The sequence below is a fragment of the Limnohabitans sp. genome, from assembly GCF_017848645.1.
Classification (GTDB): domain Bacteria; phylum Pseudomonadota; class Gammaproteobacteria; order Burkholderiales; family Burkholderiaceae_C; genus Limnohabitans_A.
Genome location: NZ_JAFEIF010000073.1, coordinates 1 through 23,884, shown reverse-complemented (window position 1 = coordinate 23,884; position 23,884 = coordinate 1). Strand labels below are relative to the sequence as shown.

Sequence of the window (23,884 nt, the reverse complement as noted above, 5' to 3'; positions counted from 1 at the left end):
AACACGCCGCCAACACCAGCGGGTGGGCCATGCAAAGTGAACTTGCACGCCTGATTGCCGGGCAGGTGTTTTTGCATGCCTGCATGGCGGGCATGCGCATGGCCATGCCTTTGCTGGCCTTGCAGCAAGGCTTCAGCGCCCTGGCCGTGGGCGCTTTGCTGGCCTTGTTTGCCATCACACAGGTGTTTTTTGCACTGCCTGCCGGGCGCTACGCCGACCGCAAGGGCCTGAAAAAACCCATCCTCATCAGCGTGGCACTGGCCTCTAGCGGTGCGTCGCTGTCGGTGATCTGGCCGATTTTTCCGGTCATGTGCTTGAGCGCACTGGCCACGGGCGGCGCCACGGGCATGGCCGTGATTGCGCTGCAGCGGCATGTGGGCCGCATGGCCCAAACCCCGGCCGAATTGAAGGCCGCTTTCAGCTGGTTGTCCATCGGTCCGGCCGTGTCCAATTTTCTGGGGCCGGTGCTGGCGGGTTTGCTGATCGATTTTGCCGGGCCTGCTCCGGCGCATGAAACCGGTTTTCGCTGGGCCTTTTTGCTGATGGCTGTGTTGCCTTTGAGCACCTGGTTTTGGGTGCGGCGGGTGACCGAGTTGCCCACGCCACCGGCGCCTGAACATGCGGGGCCGCGTCGCGCCCTGGACCTGTTGGCCGAGCCGCTGATGCGGCGCTTGTTGGGGGTCAATTGGTTGCTGTCTTCGTGCTGGGATGTGCACACCTTTGTGGTGCCGGTGCTCGGCCACGAGCGCGGTTACAGCGCCTCGGTGGTGGGCACCATCTTGGGCGCATTCGCCATCTCGGCGGCCTTCATTCGGGTGTGTTTGCCTTGGCTGTCGCGCCATGTGCACGAGTACCAGATCATCACCGGGGCCATGGTCTGCACCGGGGTGCTGTTTGGCTTGTACCCCTTCATGCCCACGCCCTGGAGCATGGGGCTGTGCTCGGTTTTGCTGGGTCTGGCGCTGGGTGCGGTGCAGCCCATGATCATGAGCACCTTGCACCAGATCACCCCCCAGCACCGCCAGGGAGAGGCGCTGGGCCTGCGCCTGATGACGATCAATGGCTCCAGCGTGCTCATGCCCATGTTGTTTGGTGCCGCAGGGGCGGTGGCGGGTGTGGCCCCGGTGTTTTGGGTGGTCGGGGCTGCGGTGGGCTTGGGTTCGCGCGCAGCCTGGCGGCTGCGGCCCGCTTAATCCACCTTCAGCTGGTAAAACTTGCAAATCGCCTGCCAGGCGGCTTCGGGTGTGTCCACGTAGTGGAAAAGCTGGAGGTCACTCGGCGAGATCGTGCCCTCTTCAATCAGCACATCCATGTTGATCAGGCCTTTCCAGAAGGCGGTGCCAAACAGCAAGATCGGTACAGGGCGGGCTTTGCGCGTTTGCACCAAGGTCATCACCTCAAACAACTCGTCGAGCGTGCCAAAGCCACCCGGAAACGCCACCAAGGCTTTGGCGCGCATCATGAAGTGCATTTTGCGCAGCGCAAAGTAATGGAACTTGAAGCTCAGCTCGGGCGTGACATAGGGGTTGGGGTGTTGCTCGTGGGGCAGGGCGATGTTGAGCGCCACCGAAGGTGCGCCGGCCTCTTGTGCGCCCCGGTTGGCCGCCTCCATGATGCCGGGGCCGCCGCCGGTGCAGATGAACAGCTTTTCATCCTCGGGCAGGCAAGAGCAGGCCCTAGACACCATTTGCGCAAAGACGCGGGCGTTCTCGTAATGCTCGGCGTTGCGCACCAAGGCTTGCGCTTTGGCGATGCCTTGCGCCAGGCCGCTTTGCTGCGCGATCAGCAGTTGGGCTTGGGCGGCTGCCCGGTCCACAAAGCGGGCACTGCCAAACACCACCACCGTGTGCTCGATGCCCGCTTCGGCCTGGGCCAGGTCGGGTTTGAGCATTTCCAGCTGAAAGCGGATGCCCCGGGTTTCGCGGCGCAGCAAAAACTCGGGGTCGGCAAAGGCCAGGCGGTGCGCCTCGGGCTCCAGCCAGTCGCTGCTTTTGGCCTCGGCCTGCAAGTCGGCCCAAGCATGAGGGAGAGAAGGTTCTTTGAGGTTTTGAGTGCTTTGCATGGGGATCATTGTGCATCGGCCGCATGACACTAAAGCGCCCATGAAAAAAGCCCCTTGCGGGGCTTTCTCGGGGGGGCTTGACCGGAAGATCAGACGCGCTTGCGGTATTCGCCAGTGCGTGTGTCGATTTCGATCTTGTCGCCTTGGCTCACGAACAAAGGCACTGGCACTTCCATGCCGGTGGCGATCTTGGCGGGCTTGAGCACTTTGCCGGAGGTGTCGCCTTTGACGGCGGGCTCTGTCCAGGTGATCTCGCGCACCACGCTGGTGGGCAATTCGACCGAGATGGCTTTTTCGTTGTAGAACACCACTTCGAGTTCCATGCCGTCTTCGAGGTAGTTCAGGGCGTCGCCCATGTTGGTGGCTTCGACTTCGTACTGGTTGAAGTCGGTGTCCATGCAAACGTACATCGGGTCAGCGAAGTAAGAGTAGGTGCACTCTTTTTTGTCCAGAATGACCTGGTCCATCTTGTCGTCGGCGCGGAACACGACTTCGGTGCCGAAGTTGGCGATCAAGCTCTTGAGCTTCATGCGCACAGTGGAAGAGCCGCGGCCACCGCGTTGGTATTCGGTGCGCAGGACGACCATGGGGTCTTTGCCGTGCATGATGACGTTGCCGACGCGGATTTCTTGAGCGGTTTTCATAGGAATTGAGTCTGAAATGAAAGGGGGTGGCTTGAAGCCAAGCCCATTATTCTAACCTGTGGGGCCTGCTAAGGCCGAGGGCCCTTGCGGGCGCTCAGTCCCGCGCAGTGAGCCCATGGGCCAGTGCACCCAGCACAATGCCCCCCAAAGCCCACAGGATGTCGGTGTTGCCCGTGCCCAAAGCTGCAATGGCCGGGCCGGGGCACACCCCGCTCAAACCCCAGCCCACGCCAAAAATGGCCGAACCGATTACCGTCTGGCGGTTCCAGCTGGCCGGTTGCTTGAGGAACTGACCACCCAGCAAGGGGCGACCCAGCCAGCGCGGAAAACCTTTGTAAGCCAGCATGGCCAAGCCCGCTGCGCCGCCCATGACCAGCATCAAGCCCCAGTCCTGAAAGCGCAAAAAGCTCAAAACCACGTCGGGCTGAACCATGGTGGCCAGCGACAAGCCAAAGCCAAACAGGGCCCCGGCGACCAAGGTGACCAGCGCCTTGGGCAGAGAAAGTGTGTGGGGGTTCAGCGGGTTCATGCCAGGCCTTTCGTGAAGATGGCCATCAGGTTGGCGGTCATGAAAGCGGTGGCCATGAAGGTGAGCACCGCGCCCAGCGAAGGCAGTTGCAAGGAGCCGAGGCCACAAATGCCGTGACCGGATGTGCAGCCATTGCCCAAACGCGCGCCGTAGCCCACCAAAAAGCCGCCCACCAGCAGCTGCCAGGCGGGCACGCTGGTGTGCTGCGCCTCGCCGCCGGCCAGCGTGAACCGCCAAACCAGCGCCCCCAGCACCACGCCCAGCGCGTAAACCAGCCGCCAGTTGCGGGTGCTGACAAAGCGCGCCTGCTGAAAAAACGCCCGTTTGGACACAAAAGACCAACTGCTGGAAAAGACGGAACTCATGCCGCCGACCCAGCCGTTGAACAAATACAGCAGCGCCACGCCAGCGCCAATGGTGAGGCCGCCCAGCAGGTAGTGCTGCCAGCCGAGGGGGAAGAGGGTGTCAATCAGAGTCATGGGTCGGGATTATCGGGCACGCGGATCGGGTCAATTTTGCGGACATCCAGCTTGAAGGCTCCGGGGTTCAGGGGTGCCCTCAATTTTTTTATCTTGCTAGGAAGTGACTCGTGGAAATGTGGGTAATAAGGTTATAGTTTCTTTCCGCAAAGATCGACGAAGACCAGCGGATGGCCAACAAGGAGAGCCGGGTTTCATGGTGAATTTCTATCTGTACAAAAAGTCAGGCATGTGGGGCGAAGGCCTTGTTCAATGCGGTTTTCAGCCTATTTATCAAAAGAATGTATTGGCTCGGCCCGGATGTATCAACCGGGTTTTGCGGTCTATATCACGTTATGCATAAGTCATCACTGATATCAATGATCGATCGGTTTGCGCGCTTTCAGAATGAGTGTGCAGATGTATTTATTGAAACAGCTGAACACTTTCAGCCCTCGGAAGAAAAGCTCGTAGCGATATGTAGTGATCAGTTCAATTTCATCGCGAATCGCAGCAACGCAATTATTGAGCTGCTTAAAATAGATGCGCTATGGGATGCGCAAATCCTTGTTCGCCCATTGCTGGAATCATGTGTAAAAATTTGCTTTCTTTGCTTTCAGTCCAAGGCAGATCGGGCGGTAGCGTGTCACGAGTATGAGGAAATACTCGGAATCATCAATGCATTGAAACTGCACGACAAAGCCTGCAAATCAATTTCCGGGACAGATACGGAAGCGCATCCAAGCCTAAAGTCGCTGGTACTTTCAGAAAAGCAACTCTCCGAGTTACTCGCAAAAGTACCCAAAAAAAAGCTCAAGGAAGTCGAGTCTAAATGGGGCTTTACACGAATGATGGTTCAACTTGATGAGCGATTTGAAGCCGACTTCAAAATGGCGCCTTTTACTAGTTTTGCCCACACCTACGGACTATCAAGTCATTTGATCCACGCCGACGAAATGGGGCTAGGAGCAATGCGAGCAAGAGCAAAACTAAAAGAGCCTCAACGCTCTATCGTTGAGAAATCACATCATATCGCCCTGCTCGATGCCGTTGCGGGTTCAGCCATGGTTTCAGCAATGGCTCTTTCTCGAGCCGCTGAATTCAATTTGAAAAAGGCCTACGTACTTTACGAAAAATACAGGCGTGTCCATGACGGGTCATACTAATCGCAAAACCCTTCATTCCAGCGGACAGCTTTCAGCTGCCGCTGAATTAGACGGCTCACTTCCCATAGTCAAATACGTCTCCAACGCTTCTCGGAAGTATGCTGACCTTCTCTCGATCGCGGCTGACCTTCGTTCCACTGACGAGATCTGCCAACGATTGGTCAAATGCCTCGAAGATCCTACCGCTGACAGCGTTCTCATAGATGCTTTGTCAACAGCATCGCTTGTGCGATACGCGAGATGCTTTGCAACAGGCAAGCGAGCAATTCTTGATCCGCAACGCATATCTCACCTACCAGGCGACCCGATCCTTGTACACAAATACTACAAAGATCTGCGGGACAAACTAGCCGCTCACTCCGTCAATCCATTTGAAGAAACATTAGTTGGTCTAGCGCTATCAGATCCGTTGACAGAACCGCGATTGGTTCTTGGAACAGCCACACTTTCCGGACGGCATATTGCGCATGATAAGCACGGCGTCGAGCAACTCGGAAGACTGGCCCGTGAATTCCTGAAATCCCTTACAACTGAAATCGAGCAATGCCAAGCCGAGGTACTTGCCGAAGCGCAGTCGCACCCCATCGATGACCTATACAAGCTAGACCCGCTTCAATTCACTACTCCATCGCCACAACAAGCGGGCAAAGGCCGAAGGTGAAGCGATGCCTAACCCCTCGCTCAACCTGAGAGCCAACGGCATGCCACAAAGCTCGCGCCACAGAGCAGGTGTGCATTATCTGTGGCGCGGGCTTTACGTCACGCCGTTATCTCAAGGTTAGCTCGAACGTTAGGCCGCTCAATCCACCAGTTTTTCCCCGCCAACGAAGATGACACCACAAGAGCTCGAAACTGTTCTGCAAGAGCTGGACGCTTGGATACTGGAACACCAACCCGAAGCGCTGAAACGCTTCGAGCGTTTCTCTGGAAGTTCATCTGTGCACGTCCTTCATGCACACATTGGAAAGAACAACAATGTCTTCGTTGACTCCGTTCGGACACAGTTCCCAAGTCCCGATGACTTCATTGCTCGCTGGATCCAGGGACTGAGTGCGCAGTTGTCGAAGCTCCGAGCCGCTGGCAAGAAGGGCTACAACGGCCGACCTTTGAGTGAGGAAATGGTCCTGATGTGTTTGCAGGACGATCTGCTTGGCTCCTATACGATGAACTTCCTAAAACGGAACTTCTACCGGAATTTTCGGGAGCGAATTCGCGCCAAGCCGAACGATGACCTGTGGAGCCTTTGGTTTGGTGCAGGCAACCTCGTATGGGGCGTCGTCATCGCCCCAGCTCGTAGAAATGGCGAATGGACAAATGACAAGAGCCAGATGCGGCGTGAAGCCTACAACTATTGGACCGTTGGCCACATCCTGGCAACTGGTCTAATTGATCCAACGTCGAAAGAGCCGGTCCGTTTTGGAAACTTGGATGACTTCTGTGTCTTCTATCGAAGTGTACTGAAGCGTGTTTCAAACTCTCTGTACGAGCAGGGCATATGCGACAGGTACGTAGACTATCTACTTCGCTCAGGCAATCCAGCTGAGGAGCCGTTTCTCATTCCCGAGCTGAGGTACCTTGGAAAGGAGAAACGTCATGAATACCGTCTCGACTTTACGGTCTTAAATGGTCATACCTCTCAGTTCATAGGATTCGAGTTCAGTCCAGCTTCCACACACATCAATATCACAGGTGCCAAAGCCAAGACGCAGGTCGCGATCAATGAAGAACTCGCCAACGCCTGGGAGAAAGAAATGGCAAAACGCACCGCATACTTTGAAAAGTTTGGGATTCAGACGATCACGTTCACCGACCGTGATCTCAAGAATCTTGATCAGTGCTTCGAGCAAATAGCACGACAGCTTCGAGATCGCCATCAAGTCGTCGGAACCGTAGCATCTGCGCTTGAGTCACTCATGGCAACGCATGCGATGAGTTGCGTTACCAAATCAGTTTGCCCAGAAAGTTGATGACGCCTGGTTTGGGTGTTCTGGCTCCAAATCTCCAGCGTTTCGGCATTGAGCGCAGGCCATTCACTAGCTTCCATTCCATTCCAAACCCGATGCGCCTTGCGCAAGCTTTCCGGGGCCTGCATCCAATCCAGAAACGCCTCCAGCTTGGCATGGTGGGCGTTGTCGTCTTGTGGGTAGATGTGCCAGATGAAGGGTTGGCCCGCCCACAGGGCGCGCACCAGCGAGTCTTCGCCGCGCACAAAGTTCAGGTCGCAGGCCCAGAGCATCTCGTCAAAGCCGTTTTGGTCGGTGTAGGGCAGGGCGCTCCAGCTGGGGTGAGCGGACATGCCTTTAAGGGCTTGCAGTACCGCCGCCAGCGGGCGGCTGGGGGTGACGAGCAGGTGGTGGGGTGTGCCCACCAGTTGGCCCAGCAGCTGGGTTAGGGCGGCGGGTTCGTAGCAGAACAGGCTGATCAGCAGGCCGTTCGGGGGCAGGTTGGGGGCGTGTTGTTGACGCCAGGCCGAACGTTTGACAAGGTCAAAGTTTTGCTGGCGCTCCAGCAGGTCGGTTTCGCGCAGCAGGCCGCCCGTGTCCTCTGTGAAGCCCGGATAAAAGAAGGTCTTGCTCCAGCCCTTGGCCGGGCCGCTCATGATGGGCGAGGGCAGCTGGTGCATGCGGGGCACCCAGTCTTCGGCGCTCAGGTATTCGAGGTTGATCCACCAAGGTTGTTGCGCTCGGGTGGCTACACCATGCGCCACAAAGGCTTCGGGCAAGGTGCAGCCAAAGGCTTCGACCCACACATCGGCCGGGGGCAGCGCTTGCAGGGTGCTGGCTTGGCTGGCATCGGCCCACGGGCGCACTTCAATGCCAGGGTCCTGGTGGGCGGTGGGGGCCATCCAGGCCAGGGCCGAGGCGTCGTCCACCCACAGGCGCACGCGCTGGCCCGCGTCGCGCAACTGGCGCGTCAGGCGCCAGCACACGCCCAGGTCGCCGTGGTTGTCGATGACGGTGCAGAAGATGTCCCAGAGTTGGCCAGTTTGCATGCGGCGATTGTCGCTGGAGATTTCACACACATCTTTTCACAGACAATAGCCGCCATGTCGAACACCCATGATGAAGCCCTGCTCGCGCAAGTTGCCGCACTGCCCGCCTTGCCGGGGGTTTACCGCTACTTTGATGCGCAGGAGCAGCTGCTGTATGTGGGCAAGGCGCTGAACCTCAAGCGCCGGGTGTCGAGTTATTTCCAGAAGGACCACGGCGGCACCCGCATTGGCCACATGGTCAGCAAGATCACGCGCATGGAAACCACCGTGGTGCGCTCCGAGGCCGAGGCGCTGCTGCTGGAAAACAACCTCATCAAGACGCTGCACCCGCGCTTCAACATCCTGTTTCGGGACGACAAGAGTTACCCCTACCTCAAGCTCACGGGCAATGGCCGCGTGGCGCTGCCCGCGCTGGTCAAGACGCCCGAGGCGCAGCATTACCCGCGTGTGGCCTATTACCGGGGCGCAGTGGAAAAGAAGCACCGTTACTTCGGGCCGTTCCCCAGTGCCTGGGCGGTCAAGGAGTCGATTCAGCTGATCCAGAAGGTGTTCAGGCTGCGCACCTGCGAGGACACGGTGTTTGCCAACCGCACCCGGCCTTGCCTGCTGTTTCAGATCAAGCGTTGCTCGGGGCCGTGTGTGAACCTGATCAGCCCCGAGGACTACAAAGCCGATGTGCAGCATGCCGAGCAGTTTTTGCGTGGCGAGACCCAGGCGCTGATGCGCGAGATGGAAGCGCGGATGATGCAGCATGCCGACAAGCTCGAATTCGAGTTGGCGGCCGAGGTGCGCAACCAGCTGACGGCGCTGTCGCGGGTCTTGCACCAGCAGTCGGTGGACACAGCGGTGGACACCGACGCCGACATTTTGGTGGCCAAAGTGCATGGCGGCCGCGCCTGTGTGAACCTGGCCATGGTGCGCGGCGGGCGGCATTTGGGCGACCGGCCTTATTTCCCGGTGCATGTGCAGGACGCGCAGGACTTGCTGGGTCTGGAGGAGGGCGAAGGGGAAGTTGTCATCCAGCGCCCGATAGAGGTGCAGGTGCTCGAAGCCTTTTTGGCGCAGCACTACATCGGCGTGCCCGTGCCGCCGCTGCTGATCTTGAGTGCGGCGGTCGACAAATCATTGATCGCGGCTTTGTCGGCGCAGTCGGGCGTGAAGATCAGCACCGTGACGAATCCGCGCGAGCACCGCCGCGTGTGGCTGGAGATGGCCGAGAAAAACGCCGAGCTGCAACTGGCCCGCTTGCTGGCCGAAGAAGGCTCCCAGCAGGCCCGCACCCGGGCGCTGGCCGAGGCGCTGGACTTGGCCCCAGACGATTTGGACCAGCTGCACATCGAGTGTTTCGACATCTCGCACACGGCGGGCGAGAACACGCAGGCGTCTTGTGTGGTGTTTCGCCAGCACAAGCTGCAAAGCAGCGACTACCGCCGCTACAACATCGAGGGCATCACCCCGGGCGACGATTACGCGGCCATGCGCCAGGTGCTGATGCGCCGCTACGGCAAGCTGGCGGAAGCCTTGCGATCGGGCGAGGGCACGGCCCGCCTGCCGGACTTGGTGCTGATTGACGGCGGCAAAGGCCAGGTGAGCATGGCGCGTGAGGTGTTCACCGATTTGGGGCTGGACCTGTCGCGCATCGTCGGCGTGGAAAAAGGCGAGGGCCGCAAGGTGGGCCTGGAAGAGCTGGTGTTTGCCGATGGCCGCGAGAAGGTCTATCTGGGCAAGGACTCGGCAGCACTCATGCTGGTGGCGCAAATCCGCGACGAGGCGCACCGCTTTGCCATCACCGGCATGCGGGCCCAGCGGGCCAAAGTGCGCATGGGCGGCAGCAAGATCGAAGAAATACCAGGCATCGGGCCGCGCAAACGCGCCAAACTGCTTCAGCGCTTTGGCGGTGTGCGGGGTGTGGAAAGCGCCAGCGTGGAGGACTTGCTGGGCGTGGAGGGCATCTCGCGGGAGCTGGCTGAGACCATTTACAACGCTTTGCACTGAGCCCGCCGCCGCCTGTCATCAGGCTGTTGGCTGGGCGTGCCACAATGATCGCTATGTTTTTCACTATTCCCACCATCATGACCTGGACGCGCATTGTCGCGATCCCTTTGATCATTGGCGTGTACTACCTCGACAGTTTGACGATCGAGACGAAAAACTTGATCGCGACGGTGCTGTTTGTGTTGTTTGCCTTCACCGATTGGCTGGACGGTTTTCTGGCCCGCAAGCTCAACCAAACCTCGGCCTTCGGGGCCTTTCTGGACCCGGTGGCCGACAAGTTTTTGGTCTGCGCCGCCTTGTTGATGCTCGTGCAGATGGACCGGGTGAATGTGCTGGTGGCGCTCATCATCATTGGCCGTGAGATCGCCATCTCGTCCCTGCGCGAGTGGATGGCCCAGATCGGGGCCAGCAAAAGCGTGGCGGTGCACATGGTGGGCAAGCTCAAGACCACGGTGCAAATGTTGGCGATTCCCTTCTTGCTCTACAACGGCACCTTGTTCGGTGTGATCGACACCCGAGTTTGGGGCGCAGTGCTGATCGTCGTGGCCGCCGTTTTGACGGTTTGGTCCATGGTGTACTACATGCAAAAGGCCTTGCCTGAGATCCGAGCCCGCGTGAAATGAGCGGGGGCCGTTCGTCTGACGCCTGGTTGAGGGCGATCCCTGCCGTGTTCGTGTTGATCTGGAGCACCGGCTTCATCGTCGCCCGCTATGGCATGCCCCATGCCCCTCCCTTGTCTTTTTTGGCGTTGCGCTACGCCTTGTCCATCGCTTGTTTTTTGGCCTGGATTGCGTGGGCCAAGGTGGCTTGGCCCCAAGGCCGCGCGCAATGGCTGCATTTGTCGCTGACGGGCATCTTGATGCACGCGGGTTATCTGGGCGGCGTGTGGGTGGCGGTCAAGGCCGGTATGGGCTCGGGCTTGTCGTCCTTGATCGTGGGGTTTCAGCCGGTTTTGACGGCCATTTGGTTGGCCTACAGCTTGCGCGGCAGCGATCAGCCCGGCGTCTCGCGCCGTCAATGGCTGGGCCTGTTGCTGGGTTTTGTGGGGTTGCTCATGGTGGTGTGGCGCAAGTTGACGCTGGGCACGCCCCTCGACCACGTCACGCCGGCCAACATGGCTTTTGCCTTGGCCGCTTTGCTCAGCATCACCGTGGGCACGCTTTACCAAAAGCGCTTTGTCCAAGCCTGTGATGTGCGCTCGGCCAACACGGTGCAGTTGCTGGCCGCATTGGTGGTCACCTTGCCTTTTGCCCTGATGGAAACCGAAGCCATGCGCTGGAATGGTGAGTTGGCGGGGGCCATGGCTTGGTCGGTGCTGGGTTTGACCGTGGGTGGCAGTTCGCTGCTCTACATGTTGATACAGCGCGGGGCCGCTGCCTCGGTCACCAGCCTCATGTACCTGGTGCCGCCCACCACGGCCGTGATGGCTTGGGTGTTGTTTGGCGAAACCATCACATGGGTCACCCTTTTGGGCACCGCCTTGACGGCTTGGGGGGTGAGTTGGGTGGTGCGACCGTCACGCAGGTGAAATCGACCCCCTGGCTTTGTTGCTAAGCTCTCGTTTTTTCAAGTTCCGTCCATTTTTTTCCAGATTCAGAAAGTACGCCCTATGAGCAAGCACCGCATCGCTGTCATTGCCGGAGATGGCATTGGCAAAGAAGTCATGCCCGAAGGCCTGCGCGTGATGGACGCCGCAGCCCGCAAATTCGGCATCGATCTGCACTTTGACCACTTCGACTTTTCCAGCTGGGATTACTTTGAAAAGCACGGCCAGATGCTGCCGGACAACTGGAAAGACCAGATCGGTGGCCACGACGCTTTGTATTTCGGTGCCGTGGGTTGGCCCGACAAAATCGCCGACCACGTCTCGCTGTGGGGCTCGCTGCTGTTGTTCCGCCGTGAGTTTGACCAGTACATCAACCTGCGCCCAGCGCGCTTGATGCCCGGCATCATCGCGCCTGTGGTGCGCCGCGACGGGAGTGCGCGTCAGCCCGGTGAGATCGACATGTACATCGTGCGTGAAAACACCGAGGGCGAGTACTCCAGCGTCGGCGGTCGCATGTTCCCCGGCACAGAGCGCGAGATCGTGATGCAAGAGTCCATCATGACCCGTATTGGGGTGGACCGCGTCCTCAAGTTTGCCTTTGAGTTGGCCCAAACCCGTCCTAAAAAGCACCTGACCAGCGCGACCAAGTCCAACGGCATCGCCATCACCATGCCGTATTGGGATGAGCGCGTGGCCGAAATGGCCAAGGCCTACCCGGGGATCAACGTGGACAAGTTCCACATCGACATCCTCACGGCCCACTTTGTGCAGCGCCCCGACTTTTTTGATGTGGTGGTGGCCAGCAATTTGTTTGGCGACATCCTGAGCGATCTGGGTCCGGCCTGCACGGGCACCATCGGCATTGCGCCCAGCGCCAACCTCAACCCGGACCGCAAGTTCCCGTCACTCTTTGAGCCCGTGCACGGCTCGGCGCCGGACATTGCGGGCAAAGGCATTGCCAACCCGATTGGCCAGATTTGGTGCGGTGCCATGATGCTCGAATTTCTGGGCCACAAGGACGCGCACGATGCGGTCTTGGGTGCCATTGAAAAGGTTTTGGCCGCGGGCGCCGATGCGCCGCGCACCCCCGATTTGGGCGGTAAAGCCTCTACGGCAGATGTGGGTCGGGCGATTGCGCAGGCGCTTTGAGCCGAGCCATTAAAAAAACTCGCCCACCTCTTTGGAAGTACTACTTTCAAGGCTAGAATCCAACGCCAATCGGGCCAAGCCTGAATGCGATTGACAGACCCACAAGGTCTGGTTTTAATCACTTCAGGCATTAATGCCTGAATCAATTTCATCAACACGTCCACGCTGTTGATTCCGATCTCAGACCAATCGTCGGTCCTTCCGGCACTAACACCCAGGGGTTTTTTGTGAACAAAACAGAATTGATCGAACACATTGCCAAGCACGCTGACCTGTCCAAAGCAGCAGCAGGCCGCGCCCTCGAAGCCACCATTGGCGCGGTGCGCACCACCTTGAAAAAAGGTGGCACGGTTTCCCTGGTGGGTTTTGGTACATTTGCCGTGGGCAAGCGTGCTGCCCGCACAGGCCGCAACCCCCGCACGGGCGCTGCGATTAAAATCAAGAAAGCCAATGTGCCAAAGTTCCGTCCAGGCAAGGGTCTGAAAGACGCTTTGAACTGAAAGCACATGTGAGAGGGCGCTTAGCTCAGTTGGTAGAGCGGCTCCTTTACACGGAGTAGGTCGGCGGTTCGAGACCGTCAGCGCCCACCACCTCTCAAACAAAGGCGAACCCCAGGTTCGCCTTTTTTATTGACAAACCGAGACTTCCGACATGTTTGACACCATCCGCAACAATTCCAAGATCCTGATGGGCTTGCTGGTTTTGCTGATCATTCCCTCGTTTGTATTGTTCGGCGTGGACGGTTACAGCAACATGAGCGATCGCGGTGCCGTGGTCGCCAAAGTCGGCGATTTGAAAATCACCCAGCAAGAGTGGGATGCGATGCACCAACAAGAAGTGGATCGCATCCGAGCTTCTGCGCCCAACCTGGACGCCAAGCTGCTGGGCTCGGAGGAGGCCCGCTACGCGAGCCTTGAGCGCATGGTCAACGACCGTTTGATCGCGGTGGCGGCTGAAAAGCAGTTGCTGGTGACCAGTGACCAACGCCTGGCCAATTACTTGCAGCAAGACCCCTCGATCGCCGGTCTGCGCGGCCCCGACGGCAAGCTGGACATGGAGCGTTACCGCCAATTGGCCGCCAGCCAGGGCATGACGCCTGAAATGCTCGAAGCCCGTGTGCGCCGCGACCTGTCCAATCAACAGGTCCTGGCGAGCCTGCAGGCCTCTGCTGTGGCTTCGCAGCGCCAAACTGATACCGCTTTACAGGCCTTTTTGCAGCGCCGCGAAATCCAGATCCAGCGCTTTGACCCAGCTGCCTTTGCGGCCAAGGTCCAGGTCACAGATGCCGATCTGGAAAAGTTCTACCAGGCACAGTCCGAGCGTTTTCGCTCGCCAGAATCGGCCGACGTGGAATACCTGGTGCTTGATGCGGCCTCTTTGGCCAAAAACATCCAGTTGCCCGAGCAGGACGTGAAAACCTATTACGAGCAAAACCTGCAGCGACTGTCCGGCCAAGAGCAGCGCCGGGCCCGCCACATTCTGATCAATGCGGCCAAGGATGCGCCTGCAGCAGACCGAGAAAAAGCCCGCGCCAAAGCCGAAGCCTTGCTCGCCGATGTGCGCAAAGACCCCAAAGCTTTTGCCGAATTGGCTCGCAAAAACTCGGACGACCCGGGCTCGGCCGCCAATGGTGGTGACCTGGATTTCTTTGCCAAAGGGGCCATGGTCAAATCATTTGAAGATGCCGCATTTGCCCTGAAAAAAGGGGACATCAGCGCGGTGGTGGAGTCTGAGTTCGGCTTTCACATCATCCAGCTGACCGACATCAAGGCCCCAGCTGCGCCCAGCCTGGACGCCATGCGGCCGCAGCTCGAAGCCGACTTGCGTGAGCAACAAGCCAAGCGTCAGTTTGCGGAATTTGCCGAGACCTTCAGCAACAGCGTGTACGAGCAGGCCGACACCTTCAAGCCCGTGGCCGACAAGCTCAAGCTGAGCATCCAGCAAGCGCAAGGCCTGAGCCGCACCCCCACGCCCGCAACGTCTGGCGTGATGGCCAACCCCAAAATGCTGGAAGCCTTGTTCGCCGAAGAGTCGATCAGCAAGCGCCGCAACACGGCCGCCATTGAGTTGGGCAACAACACCCTGGTCTCTGCACGCATCGTCAATTACCGCGCGGCAGCAGTGCGCCCCTTTGCCGATGTCAAAGAGGCGGTGCGCACCCAATTCTTGCTGCAGCAAGCCCAAGCCTTGGCCAAGGCCGAAGGCCAGGCCCGCATGAATGAATGGAAAGCCCAGCCTGCCCAAGCCCAAGTGGGCAACGCCATGGTGGTCTCGCGTGATCAAGCTCAGGGCCAGCCCCAGGCCTTGGTCGATGTCGCCCTTCGCGCAGACCCGTCGGCCATGCCTGCGCTGGTGGGTGTGGACCTGGGCGCGCAAGGCTACGCCGTGGTGCGGGTGAACAAAGTGGTGGCACGTGAAGAGCCCAACGCACAGCAGCAAGCGCAAAGCCGCGAACAATTTGGCCGCTTGTTGGGCAATGCAGAAGCGGGTGCCTACCTGGCCCACCTGCGGTCCAAGTTCAAGGTGGAAATCCTGGTCACCAAACCCAAAGCCAAGACGGCTTCATAATTCTCGTCAGGGCCGGTATTTGACCTGAAGTTCGGGTTATAATTTTGGCTTCGCGGTGGCTGTAGCTCAGTTGGTAGAGTCCAGGATTGTGATTCCTGTTGTCGTGGGTTCGAGCCCCATCAGCCACCCCAAAATCACAAAAAAGCCCAGCCTTAACCGGCTGGGCTTTTTGCTTTGTGGCGTCACTTTGGGGGCTGTTTGAGCAAGTGGGCCGCTGTTGGGGTGACCAGCCAGCGGCAGCCTTGGCTTTAAGCCGCCATTTCCACCTTGGGCGTTCCCAAACTCCGTAGCACATCCCGCACCATCTGCGCCCTTGCCTTGGGGTCGGGCAGTTCGCGTTCGATGCGAATTTTGTCGTTGCCCGCCAGCTTGATGTGTTTGTTTTTCTGGATCAAACCAATGATGGCCATGGGGTCCACGGGTGGGTTGGGTTTGAAGGTGATCTGAATGACGCCCGGGGCCGCGTCGACCTTGATGACGCCATAGGGCTGGGTCAGCACGCGCAGGCGGTGCACGTCCACCAGGGTTTGCGCTTGCGGGGGCAGCTTGCCAAAGCGGTCCACCAGTTCTTCGAGCAGGGCGTCGATTTGGTCGCTGGTTTTGGCGGTGGCCAGCTTTTTGTAAAAGCTCAGGCGCAGGTGCACGTCGCCGCAGTAGTCGTTGGGCAGCAGGGCGGGGGCGTGCAGGTTGATGTCGGTGGTGGCGGTGAGCGGGTTGAGCAAGTCCGGCTCTTTGCCTGCTTTGAGGCTGCGCACCGCTTCGGACAGCATTTCGTTGTAGAGCTGAAAACCCACTTCGAGCATGTTGCCGCTCTGGTTTTCGCCCAGCACTTCGCCCGCGCCGCGGATCTCCAGGTCGTGCATGGCCAAGTAAAAGCCGCTGCCCAGTTCTTCCATCTGCTGGATCGCGTCGAGCCGCTGGGCCGCCTGTTTGGTCAGGCCTTCGATCTCGGGCACCATCAAATACGCATAGGCTTGGTGGTGCGAGCGGCCCACGCGGCCACGCAGCTGGTGCAGCTGGGCCAGGCCGAACTTGTCAGCGCGAGAGATCACGATGGTGTTGGCCGTGGGCACGTCGATGCCGGTCTCGATGATGGTTGAGCACAGCAAGATGTTGTAGCGCTGGGCCACAAAGTCGCGCATGACGCGCTCCAGCTCGCGCTCGGGCATTTGGCCGTGGGCCACGGCGATGCGGGCTTCGGGCAGGATTTCTTCGAGCTTTTGCTTGCGGTTCTCGATGGTCTCGACCTCGTTGTGCAAAAAGTAGCACTGGCCGCCGCGCTTGAGTTCACGCAGCACCGCCTCGCGGATCACGCCCGTGCCTTCGTTGCGCACAAAGGTCTTGATGGCCAAGCGGCGTTGCGGCGCAGTGGCAATCACGCTCAAATCGCGCAGACCTTCCAAAGCCATGCCCATGGTGCGGGGGATGGGGGTGGCGGTGAGTGTGAGCACGTCGACTTCGGCCCGCAGGGCTTTCATGGCCTCTTTGTGGCGTACGCCAAAGCGGTGTTCTTCGTCAATGATGAGCAAGCCCAAGTCGTGGAACTTGGTCGATTCGCTCAGCAGCTTGTGCGTGCCGACCACGATGTCCACCGTGCCGTCGGCAATGCCTTTGAGGGCGGCGGTGACTTCTTTGCCCGACCTGAAGCGCGAGACTTCGGCCACCTTGACGGGCCATTTGGCAAAGCGGTCTTTGAGCGTTTGGTAGTGCTGCTCGGCCAGCAGCGTGGTGGGGGCCAGCAGGGCGACTTGTTTGCCGCCTGTGACGGCCACAAAAGCGGCCCGCAGCGCGACCTCGGTCTTGCCAAAGCCGACATCGCCACACACCAAGCGGTCCATGGGGCGGGGGCTGATCATGTCTTGAATCACGCAGTGGATGGCGGCCTTTTGGTCGGCGGTTTCTTCAAAGCCAAAGTCGTTGGCAAAGGTTTCGTAGTCCTGCGGGCTGTAGCGGAAAGGGTGGCCCTCGCGTGCGGCGCGGCGGGCGTAGATGTTGAGCAACTCGGCGGCGGCGTCGCGCACCTGCTCGGCGGCGCGGCGTTTGGCCTTTTCCCATTGGCCAGAGCCCAGCTTGTGCAGTGGCGCTTCGTCGGCGCTGACGCCTGTATAGCGGCCAATCAGTTGCAGCTGGCTCACGGGCACATAGAGCGTGGCGTCGCCTGCGTATTCCAGGTGCAAAAACTCTTGCAGGGCGGGCGTGCCGTCTTCGTTTTTCTGGCCCATGTCCATGTTGACCAGGCCCCGGTAGCGGCCAATCCCGTGTTGGCTGTGCACCACCGGGTCGCCCACATTCAGCTCGCTCAGGTCTTTGATCAGCGCTTCCACATCGCTGACCTGTTCTTGCTTTTTGCGGCGGCGGGTGACCGCCCCTGCCGCGAAGAGTTCGGTTTCGGTGACCAGGTCGATGTTGTGCTCGAACCAATGGAAGCCGCTGACCAGTGCAGCGGTGGCCATGCCGATTTTTTCGTCGCTGGTCAAAAACTCTTGCAGGCTGTCGAACACAGGCGGCGTGAGGCCACTGGAGCGCACGAAGTCGAGCAAGCTTTCGCGGCGGCCATCGCTCTCAGCCAGGATCAGCACGCGGCTCGCACTGCTGCGGATGTGGGCTTGCAACCTGGCCAGCGGGTCTTCGGCACCGCGCACCACCGTCAGCTCGGGCAGTGCTTGGGCCAGGGTGTTGTCGGCCACATCGCTGGTGCCGGTGCGCAAAGCCAGTTGCGCGTGGCCGTTGGTCAGTGTGTAGAACTGCTCGGCGCTCAAAAACAGGGCATCGGGCGGCAGCACGGGCCGTTCGGGGTCGCCCTGCACCAAACGGTAGCGGTCGCGGGTGTCTTGCCAAAAGCGCTGAAAGGCGGGCTCCAGATCGCCGTGCAGTACCACGGTGGCGGCATCGGCCTGGCCTGCGCCCAGGTAGTCAAACACCGTGGCGGTTTCTTCAAAAAACAGCGGCAGGTAGTACTCGATGCCCGCGGTGGCCACGCCGTTGCCCATGTCTTTGTAAATGCGGCTTTTGGTCGGATCGCCCTCCAGCAGTTCGCGCCAGCGGCTTCGGAACCGCGCACGGGCCGCCTCGTCCATGGGGAACTCGCGACCGGGCAGCAGGCGCACCTCGGGCACGGGGTACAGGCTGCGCTGGCTGTCGGGGTCGAAGGTCCGGATACTGTCGATTTCGTCATCAAACAAATCCACCCGGTAAGGCACCAGCGAGCCCATGGGGAACAAATCGATCAAGCCGCCGCGCACCGCGTATTCGCCGGGGCTGACCACCTGGCTCACATGCGAGTAACCCGCCAGCGTGAGCTGGGCCTTGAGTTGGGCTTCGTCGAGCTTTTGCTTGACCTTGAATTCGAAGGTGTAACCCGCCAAAAAGGAGGGCGGCGCCAGCCGGTACAGCGCCGTGGTGGCGGGCACCAGCACCACGTCCGCGCTTTCGGCATGGTTGCGCTGCTTGATGCGCCAAAGCGTGGCCAAGCGCTCGCTGATCAAGTCCTGGTGCGGCGAAAACGTGTCGTAGGGCAGGGTTTCCCAGTCGGGGAACATCACGCAACGCAGATCGGGCGCAAAAAACACCAGCTCGTCCATCAGGCGCTGGGCATCGGCCGCATCAGCCGTGACGATGGCGGTGAGCTTGCCCGCTTTCTTTTCGCGCTGCGCCAGTTGGGCCAGCAGCACGGCATCGGCCGATCCGGCGGGGCGGGGCAGGGTGAATCGTTTGCCGGTGATCAGGCTGGGCAGTTGCATGGTGGAGAGGGGCAAAGGCGAGTAAAAAAGCAAAACACCCCCCGCCAAGAAGGAGGGGGGTGAGGAGGTTGTCAGACGCTTCGATTGTAGAAGGGCAAAATGGCCAAGGGCTTGTCGCAGGGCGATGTCCTTGATAGCCCACCTACAATCCAAACCCATGCCGATCACCCCAGAAACCCCCCGTTTCCATGCCCTGGTGCCCTGCGCCGGCACGGGCAGCCGCGCAGGCACGGCGCAACCCAAGCAGTACCAAACCGTTGCGGGCCAAGCCATGGTCATGCACACCCTTCAGGCGCTCGCGCGCGTGCCGCAACTGGCCAGCGGCTGGGTGATCCTGTCGCCGGGCGACAGTTTTGCTTGGCCCCAAGACGCGTGGCCTGCGCATTTCAGGCGTGAGGCTTGTGGTGGCGCAACCCGCGCCGAGAGCGTGTTCAATGGCCTGAGCGCCATGTTGCACGCGGGTGTGGCGGCCGATGATTGGGTGCTGGTGCACGACGCAGCGCGTTGCCTGATCACGCCCGAGGCGGTGTCGGACTTGGTCGAAGCCTGCCGTGATGACCCGGTGGGTGGCTTGTTGGCCTTGCCGCTGCCCGACACCTTGAAGTCACACACGCTGGACGGCGGCACGGCCCGCGTGGCCAGCACCGTGCCGCGCGAAGACAAATGGTTGGCGCAAACCCCGCAAATGTTCCGCCTGGGGGCTTTGCATGCCGCTTTGAAAGACGCAGCGGCCACAGGTTTTGCGGGCATCACCGACGAGGCCAGCGCCATGGAGCGCCTGGGCTTGTCACCGCGTCTGGTGCCCGGCTCGGCCCAGAATTTGAAAGTCACTTACCCGGCCGACTTCGCGTTTGCCGAAGCGGTTTTGAAAGGCAGAACATGAACATCCGCATCGGCGAAGGCTGGGACGTGCACGCCCTGGTGCCCGGGCGCAAGCTGATTTTGGGCGGGGTGGAGATCGCGCACAGCGCAGGCCTGTTGGGCCATTCAGACGCGGATGTGCTGCTGCATGCCATCACCGATGCGGTGTTGGGCGCAGCGGGCCTGGGCGACATTGGGCGGCACTTTCCGGACACGGATGCGCAGTTCAAGGGCGCCAACTCGTCCGTTTTGTTGCAAGAAGCCATGCGCCGCGTGCGGGGTAATGGCTGGGAACTGGTGAATGTGGACAGCACCATCGTGGCCCAAGCCCCCAAACTGGCCCCGCACATGGCGGCCATCAACGCGGGCGTGGCCCAGGCGCTGGGCGTGGCGCTGGATCAGGTGAATGTGAAGGCCAAGACGGCGGAAAAGCTGGGGCCTGTGGGCATGGGCCAAAGCATCGAGGCGCGTGCCGTGGCCTTGCTGCACAAGCCTTCTTGATGGCTTTGCGGGCCACGGGCCCGCGTTCAACGGGCAGTGCGGATCGCGGTTTTGGGCCGAAACGCTTTGCAGACCTCGTCTCGGGTTTCCATGTAGGGCCCGCCAATCAAATCCACGCAGTAGGGCACGGCCGCAAAAATGCCGTGCACCACGGCTTTGCCATCGGCGTCTTTCAGGCCTTCGAGTGTTTCGGCAATCGATTTGGGTTGTCCGGGCAGGTTGATGATCAGGCTCTGGCCCCGAATGACGGCGACTTGGCGCGACAAGATGGCTGTGGGTACAAATTTCAGGCTGATCTGGCGCATCTGCTCGCCAAAGCCGGGCATTTCCTTGTCGGCCACGGCCAGCGTGGCCTCGGGGGTCACGTCGCGCAGGGCAGGGCCGGTGCCGCCGGTGGTCAGCACCAGGCTGCAACCGGCATCGACCAACTCGATCAAGGTGGCGCTGATGCGGTCTTTTTCGTCGGGGATCAGGCGCGGCTCGAAAGTGATGGGGTTGTGCAGCGCACGGGTCAACCAGTCTTGCAGCGCGGGCAGGCCTTTGTCTTCGTACACGCCCGTGCTGGCGCGGTCGCTGATGGACACGATGCCGATCTTGACGGGGTCAAAAGGGATCGTGGCGTTGGGTTCACTCATCTTCGGCTTCCTCTTCGGGGGTCTCATCGCTCTGGCCGCCTGTCAGCACGCTGCGCACCAGCTTGAACAGCTCGCGGTAAGCGCGGCCTTGGCGTGGGGCCAAACCTTGCGACACGGCGGTATTGGTCACCGGCACGGCGTCCTTGCGGGCCTGGCGCACCAGGGCACGCAGCTGCTGGATGTCGGTTTGCGGGTGGTGTTCGATCCATTCGCCCACAGCGGCATCGTCGGCGATCAGGCGGTCACGCCAGGCCTCGGCCAGGTGCAGGGCCTGGGTGTCTTTGGCGCTGCCCAGACGCTGGATGTCGAGGGCTTCGCGCACGGCTTGCAGGGTTTCGGGGCTGAGCAGGCGCATTTGCTTGCCGATGAACTGCATCTGGCGGCGCTTGCCTTCGAAGTTGGTGATGCGCTTGGCTTCGGCCAGGCCGTCGACCAGTTTGTCAGGCAGGGCCAGGCCCTCCATCAGGTCGCGGCGCAGGGTCAACAGTTGGGTGCCCAGCACTTGCAGTTCGGTGCTTTCGCGTTTGAGTTCGGTGCGGCTGGGGCCTTCCAGTCCGAATTTGAGTTCGCGCTTGAACTCCAGGTCGAGTTCGCTGCCTTCGGCAACAAATTGACCACGGACGAAATAGCCTTTTGTGGGTTTACGGGACATGACTGGGGGGAACTCTTTTTCAGATGCAGCGCAGGGGCTGGGTGGCAAGTATCATAGCGGCCACTGCGGGCCCAGCGCCCGCCATTTTTTTTGAGAACACTTCCGTGAAAAGTTCCGTGAAAAAAAACACCCCCGCCACCGCCTCCCATGCGCATGCCCACGACGGCTTCAGCTACTCGCGTGACCATTTTGAAGAGCTGGTCGACATCGCCTTGCACCACGCCAAAAAGCTGGGCGCCACCAACGCGGGGGCCGAAGCGTCCGAAGGTTGCGGCCTGTCGGTCAGCGTGCGCAAGGGCGAGCTGGAAAACGTGGAGCGCAACCGCGACAAGTCGCTGGGCGTGACCGTGTATGTGGACCACCGCCGGGGCAACGCCAGCACGTCGGACTTTTCCAAGGCAGCGATCGAGCGCACGGTGCAAGCGGCCTATGACATCGCCCGCTTCACCGCCGAAGACCCGACCGCCGGGCTGCCCGACGAAGCCGACATCGAAACGAACCACCGCGATCTGGATTTGTTCCACCCCTGGGCCATCAACAGCGAAGAAGCCGCCAAGCTGGCTTTGCAGTGCGAGGCCGCTGCGCTCAAAACCAGCCGCCGCATCACCAACAGCGATGGTGCGGCCGTGTCGGCCCAGCAAAGCCATTTTTTCAGCGCCCACACACACGGCTTTCGCGGCGGTTATGCCAGCTCGCGCCACAGCATTTCGGTGGCCCCAATTGCCAAGCTGCCAGGCCGCAACGCCGAAATGCAGCGCGACGCTTGGTACACCTCCATGCGCTCGGCCGATGAGATGGCCTCGCCCGAAGTGGTAGGCCGCTACGCTGCAGAACGCGCCTTGTCGCGCCTGGGGGCCCGCAAAATCGCCACGACCGAGTGCCCGGTGCTGTTTGAGTCGCCGGTGGCGGCTGGTTTGCTGGGCGGTTTTGTGCAGGCCGTGAGCGGCGGGGCGCTGTACCGCAAGAGCAGCTTCTTGCTCGACTCGCTGGGCAAGAAAGTCTTCCCCAAGCACATCGACATCGAAGAAGACCCGCACCTGCTGCGCGGCAAGGGCAGCTCGCCGTTTGACGACGAAGGTGTGCGCTCGGTGCGCCGCAAGGTGGTCAAAGGCGGGCGCGTGGAGGGCTACTTCCTCTCCAGTTATTCGGCCCGCAAACTGGGCATGAAGACCACCGGCAACTCGGGCGGTTCGCACAACCTGACACTGACTTCGCGCTTGACGCAGTCCACCGACGACCTGGACGCCATGCTGCAAAAGCTGGGCACGGGCTTGTTCGTGATCGAGCTGATGGGCCAGGGTGTGAACTACGTCACGGGCGACTATTCACGCGGCGCCAGCGGCTTTTGGGTGGAGAACGGCCAGATCGCCTACCCGGTGCACGAGATCACCATCGCAGGCAACCTCAAGGACATGCTCATGGGCATCGAGGCTGTGGGCGCTGACACCTACAACATGGGGGCCAAAACGACCGGCTCCATTTTGGTCAACCGCATGAAGTTGGCGGGCAGTTAAGGCCGGCTGCGCTGTGCAGGCTGAACTTTTGGCGGCGCTGGCCGCCTTGTCGTGGGCGGTGGGCAGTTTGTTCTCGGCGGCGGCTTCCAGCCAGATGGGGGCCTTTGCCTTCACCCGCTGGCGCTTGTTTTTCGCGCTGACCTTGCTGTGGGCGCTGGCCTTGTTCACTGGGCAATGGCGCAGCCTGGACAGCTCGAATGTGGCCCTGCTGGCCCTGTCGGGCTTCATTGGCATCTTCATCGGCGACACCGCGCTGTTTGCCTGCATGAACCGGCTGGGGCCGCGGCGCAGCGGTGTGCTGTTTGCCACACACGCCATCTTTTCCACCTTGCTGGCCTGGCTGTTTCTGGGTGAAACCCTTTGGGGCTGGACTTTGGTGGGCGGCAGTTTGCTGGTTTCGGGTGTGATGGTGGCCATTGTGTGGGGCCGCCGCGAGAGCGAAACCCACGCTTGGGAAAACACGCGAGGCTCTTTGATGACGGGCGTTTTGCTGGGGCTGCTGGCAGCTGCCAGCCATTCCGCGGCCACCTTGATGATCAAGCCTTTGATGGTGGCGGGGGTGGACGCGGTGTCAGCGTCTGCCGTTCGCACATCGGCCAGTTTTTTGGCGCACTTGGCCCTGCTGTGGGCGGGCGTCAAAGTGGCACGCGTGCAAAACCCATTGAACCTCAAAACCTTGTTCAACACGGCCGCCAGTGCGGTGGTGGCGATGGCTTTGGGCATGACCCTGGTGTCCCAGGCGCTGAAAACCGGTCAGGCCAATTTGGTGGGGATTTTCTCGTCGCTCACCCCCATCTTGCTTTTGCCGCTGCTGTGGGTGGTCTACCGCCGCCACCCGGCCTGGGGGGCCTGGGGTGGGGCGGTGATGGCGG

General features: G+C 60.5%; 22 protein-coding genes and 2 tRNA genes. 16 read left to right on the top strand and 8 right to left on the bottom strand.

Annotated features, from left to right (window positions below; genetic code table 11):
• Nucleotides 1-29: 29 nt before the first annotated feature.
• Nucleotides 30-1,193 carry an MFS transporter gene (locus QZ190_RS15465; RefSeq protein ID WP_291918040.1) on the top strand — a complete coding sequence of 388 codons (1,164 nt, stop codon included), beginning with the start codon at nt 30-32 and terminating at the stop codon, nt 1,191-1,193.
• Here QZ190_RS15465 and QZ190_RS15460 read toward each other — a convergent pair.
• The 4 genes from QZ190_RS15460 to QZ190_RS15445 form a co-directional block, all read right to left on the bottom strand.
• Nucleotides 1,190-2,062 carry a TIGR00730 family Rossman fold protein gene (locus QZ190_RS15460; RefSeq protein WP_291918038.1) on the bottom strand — a complete coding sequence of 291 codons (873 nt, stop codon included), beginning with the start codon at nt 2,060-2,062 and terminating at the stop codon, nt 1,190-1,192. The genes QZ190_RS15465 and QZ190_RS15460 overlap by 4 nt on opposite strands.
• A gap of 89 nt (nt 2,063-2,151) precedes the next feature.
• Nucleotides 2,152-2,706, bottom strand: a complete 555-nt coding sequence (efp, locus tag QZ190_RS15455) for an elongation factor P (RefSeq protein ID WP_062404128.1) — start codon at nt 2,704-2,706, stop codon at nt 2,152-2,154.
• A gap of 94 nt (nt 2,707-2,800) precedes the next feature.
• Nucleotides 2,801-3,235, bottom strand: a complete 435-nt coding sequence (locus QZ190_RS15450; protein ID WP_291918031.1) for a DUF6691 family protein — start codon at nt 3,233-3,235, stop codon at nt 2,801-2,803.
• Nucleotides 3,232-3,714: a YeeE/YedE thiosulfate transporter family protein gene (locus tag QZ190_RS15445; protein ID WP_291918029.1), complete on the bottom strand. Its 483-nt coding sequence runs from the start codon at nt 3,712-3,714 to the stop codon at nt 3,232-3,234. Before QZ190_RS15445 ends, QZ190_RS15450 begins: the two co-directional genes overlap by 4 nt.
• Nucleotides 3,715-4,073: 359 nt before the next feature.
• Between QZ190_RS15445 and QZ190_RS15440 the strand changes: the two genes are divergently transcribed.
• The 3 genes from QZ190_RS15440 (at nt 4,074) to QZ190_RS15430 (ending at nt 6,826) form a co-directional block, all read left to right on the top strand.
• A complete protein-coding gene (locus QZ190_RS15440) occupies nt 4,074-4,859 on the top strand; it encodes a DUF5677 domain-containing protein (RefSeq protein ID WP_291918026.1) in 786 nt (261 codons plus the stop codon).
• Entirely contained in the window at nt 4,843-5,520 is a 678-nt protein-coding gene (locus tag QZ190_RS15435) for a hypothetical protein (RefSeq protein ID WP_291918023.1), read from the top strand. The genes QZ190_RS15440 and QZ190_RS15435 overlap by 17 nt, the downstream gene beginning before the upstream one ends.
• A gap of 169 nt (nt 5,521-5,689) precedes the next feature.
• On the top strand, nt 5,690-6,826 hold the full coding sequence (locus tag QZ190_RS15430; RefSeq protein ID WP_291918020.1) for a hypothetical protein: 1,137 nt from the start codon (nt 5,690-5,692) through the stop codon (nt 6,824-6,826).
• Here the strand turns inward: QZ190_RS15430 and earP are convergent.
• Nucleotides 6,733-7,851: an elongation factor P maturation arginine rhamnosyltransferase EarP gene (earP, locus tag QZ190_RS15425; protein WP_291918017.1), complete on the bottom strand. Its 1,119-nt coding sequence runs from the start codon at nt 7,849-7,851 to the stop codon at nt 6,733-6,735. The genes QZ190_RS15430 and earP overlap by 94 nt on opposite strands.
• Nucleotides 7,852-7,905: 54 nt before the next feature.
• On the opposite strand from earP, the gene uvrC reads away from it, so the two are divergent.
• The 8 genes from uvrC to QZ190_RS15385 all read left to right on the top strand — a co-directional run bounded on the left by uvrC (nt 7,906) and on the right by QZ190_RS15385 (nt 15,240).
• Nucleotides 7,906-9,846, top strand: coding sequence for an excinuclease ABC subunit UvrC (gene uvrC / locus QZ190_RS15420; RefSeq protein ID WP_291918014.1), 1,941 nt, complete (start codon nt 7,906-7,908; stop codon nt 9,844-9,846).
• Nucleotides 9,847-9,899: 53 nt separating this feature from the next.
• Nucleotides 9,900-10,469 carry a CDP-diacylglycerol--glycerol-3-phosphate 3-phosphatidyltransferase gene (gene pgsA / locus QZ190_RS15415; RefSeq protein WP_291918011.1) on the top strand — a complete coding sequence of 190 codons (570 nt, stop codon included), beginning with the start codon at nt 9,900-9,902 and terminating at the stop codon, nt 10,467-10,469.
• A complete protein-coding gene (locus QZ190_RS15410) occupies nt 10,466-11,374 on the top strand; it encodes a DMT family transporter (protein WP_291918009.1) in 909 nt (302 codons plus the stop codon). The genes pgsA and QZ190_RS15410 overlap by 4 nt, the downstream gene beginning before the upstream one ends.
• A gap of 81 nt (nt 11,375-11,455) precedes the next feature.
• The gene (locus QZ190_RS15405) at nt 11,456-12,541 is read left to right on the top strand and encodes a tartrate dehydrogenase (RefSeq protein ID WP_291918006.1); all 1,086 of its coding nucleotides are present in this window, start codon (nt 11,456-11,458) and stop codon (nt 12,539-12,541) included.
• Nucleotides 12,542-12,768: 227 nt separating this feature from the next.
• Nucleotides 12,769-13,041, top strand: coding sequence for an HU family DNA-binding protein (locus QZ190_RS15400; protein ID WP_108363140.1), 273 nt, complete (start codon nt 12,769-12,771; stop codon nt 13,039-13,041).
• A gap of 14 nt (nt 13,042-13,055) precedes the next feature.
• Nucleotides 13,056-13,131: transfer RNA gene (locus tag QZ190_RS15395), tRNA-Val, on the top strand.
• Nucleotides 13,132-13,192: 61 nt separating this feature from the next.
• Nucleotides 13,193-15,109: a SurA N-terminal domain-containing protein gene (locus QZ190_RS15390; protein WP_291918002.1), complete on the top strand. Its 1,917-nt coding sequence runs from the start codon at nt 13,193-13,195 to the stop codon at nt 15,107-15,109.
• A gap of 55 nt (nt 15,110-15,164) precedes the next feature.
• Nucleotides 15,165-15,240 (top strand) — tRNA-His (locus QZ190_RS15385).
• A gap of 117 nt (nt 15,241-15,357) precedes the next feature.
• Here QZ190_RS15385 and mfd read toward each other — a convergent pair.
• Nucleotides 15,358-18,849, bottom strand: coding sequence for a transcription-repair coupling factor (gene mfd, locus QZ190_RS15380; protein WP_291918000.1), 3,492 nt, complete (start codon nt 18,847-18,849; stop codon nt 15,358-15,360).
• Between the two features lie 157 nt (nt 18,850-19,006).
• Here mfd and ispD point away from each other — a divergent pair, with 157 nt between their 5' ends.
• A complete protein-coding gene (ispD, locus tag QZ190_RS15375) occupies nt 19,007-19,732 on the top strand; it encodes a 2-C-methyl-D-erythritol 4-phosphate cytidylyltransferase (protein WP_291917997.1) in 726 nt (241 codons plus the stop codon).
• Nucleotides 19,729-20,211 carry a 2-C-methyl-D-erythritol 2,4-cyclodiphosphate synthase gene (gene ispF / locus QZ190_RS15370; RefSeq protein WP_291917992.1) on the top strand — a complete coding sequence of 161 codons (483 nt, stop codon included), beginning with the start codon at nt 19,729-19,731 and terminating at the stop codon, nt 20,209-20,211. Before ispD ends, ispF begins: the two co-directional genes overlap by 4 nt.
• Nucleotides 20,212-20,237: 26 nt before the next feature.
• Here ispF and mog read toward each other — a convergent pair whose 3' ends face one another.
• The gene (mog, locus tag QZ190_RS15365; protein WP_291917988.1) at nt 20,238-20,846 is read right to left on the bottom strand and encodes a molybdopterin adenylyltransferase; all 609 of its coding nucleotides are present in this window, start codon (nt 20,844-20,846) and stop codon (nt 20,238-20,240) included.
• Nucleotides 20,839-21,498 carry a ribosome biogenesis factor YjgA gene (gene yjgA / locus QZ190_RS15360; protein WP_291917985.1) on the bottom strand — a complete coding sequence of 220 codons (660 nt, stop codon included), beginning with the start codon at nt 21,496-21,498 and terminating at the stop codon, nt 20,839-20,841. Before yjgA ends, mog begins: the two co-directional genes overlap by 8 nt.
• Nucleotides 21,499-21,521: 23 nt before the next feature.
• Here yjgA and pmbA point away from each other — a divergent pair, with 23 nt between their 5' ends.
• Together pmbA and QZ190_RS15350 are read left to right on the top strand one after the other, a co-directional pair.
• On the top strand, nt 21,522-23,012 hold the full coding sequence (gene pmbA, locus QZ190_RS15355; protein WP_291917982.1) for a metalloprotease PmbA: 1,491 nt from the start codon (nt 21,522-21,524) through the stop codon (nt 23,010-23,012).
• Nucleotides 23,013-23,025: 13 nt separating this feature from the next.
• The coding region (locus QZ190_RS15350) for a DMT family transporter (RefSeq protein ID WP_291917979.1) at nt 23,026-23,884 on the top strand (859 nt) is incomplete at its 3' end.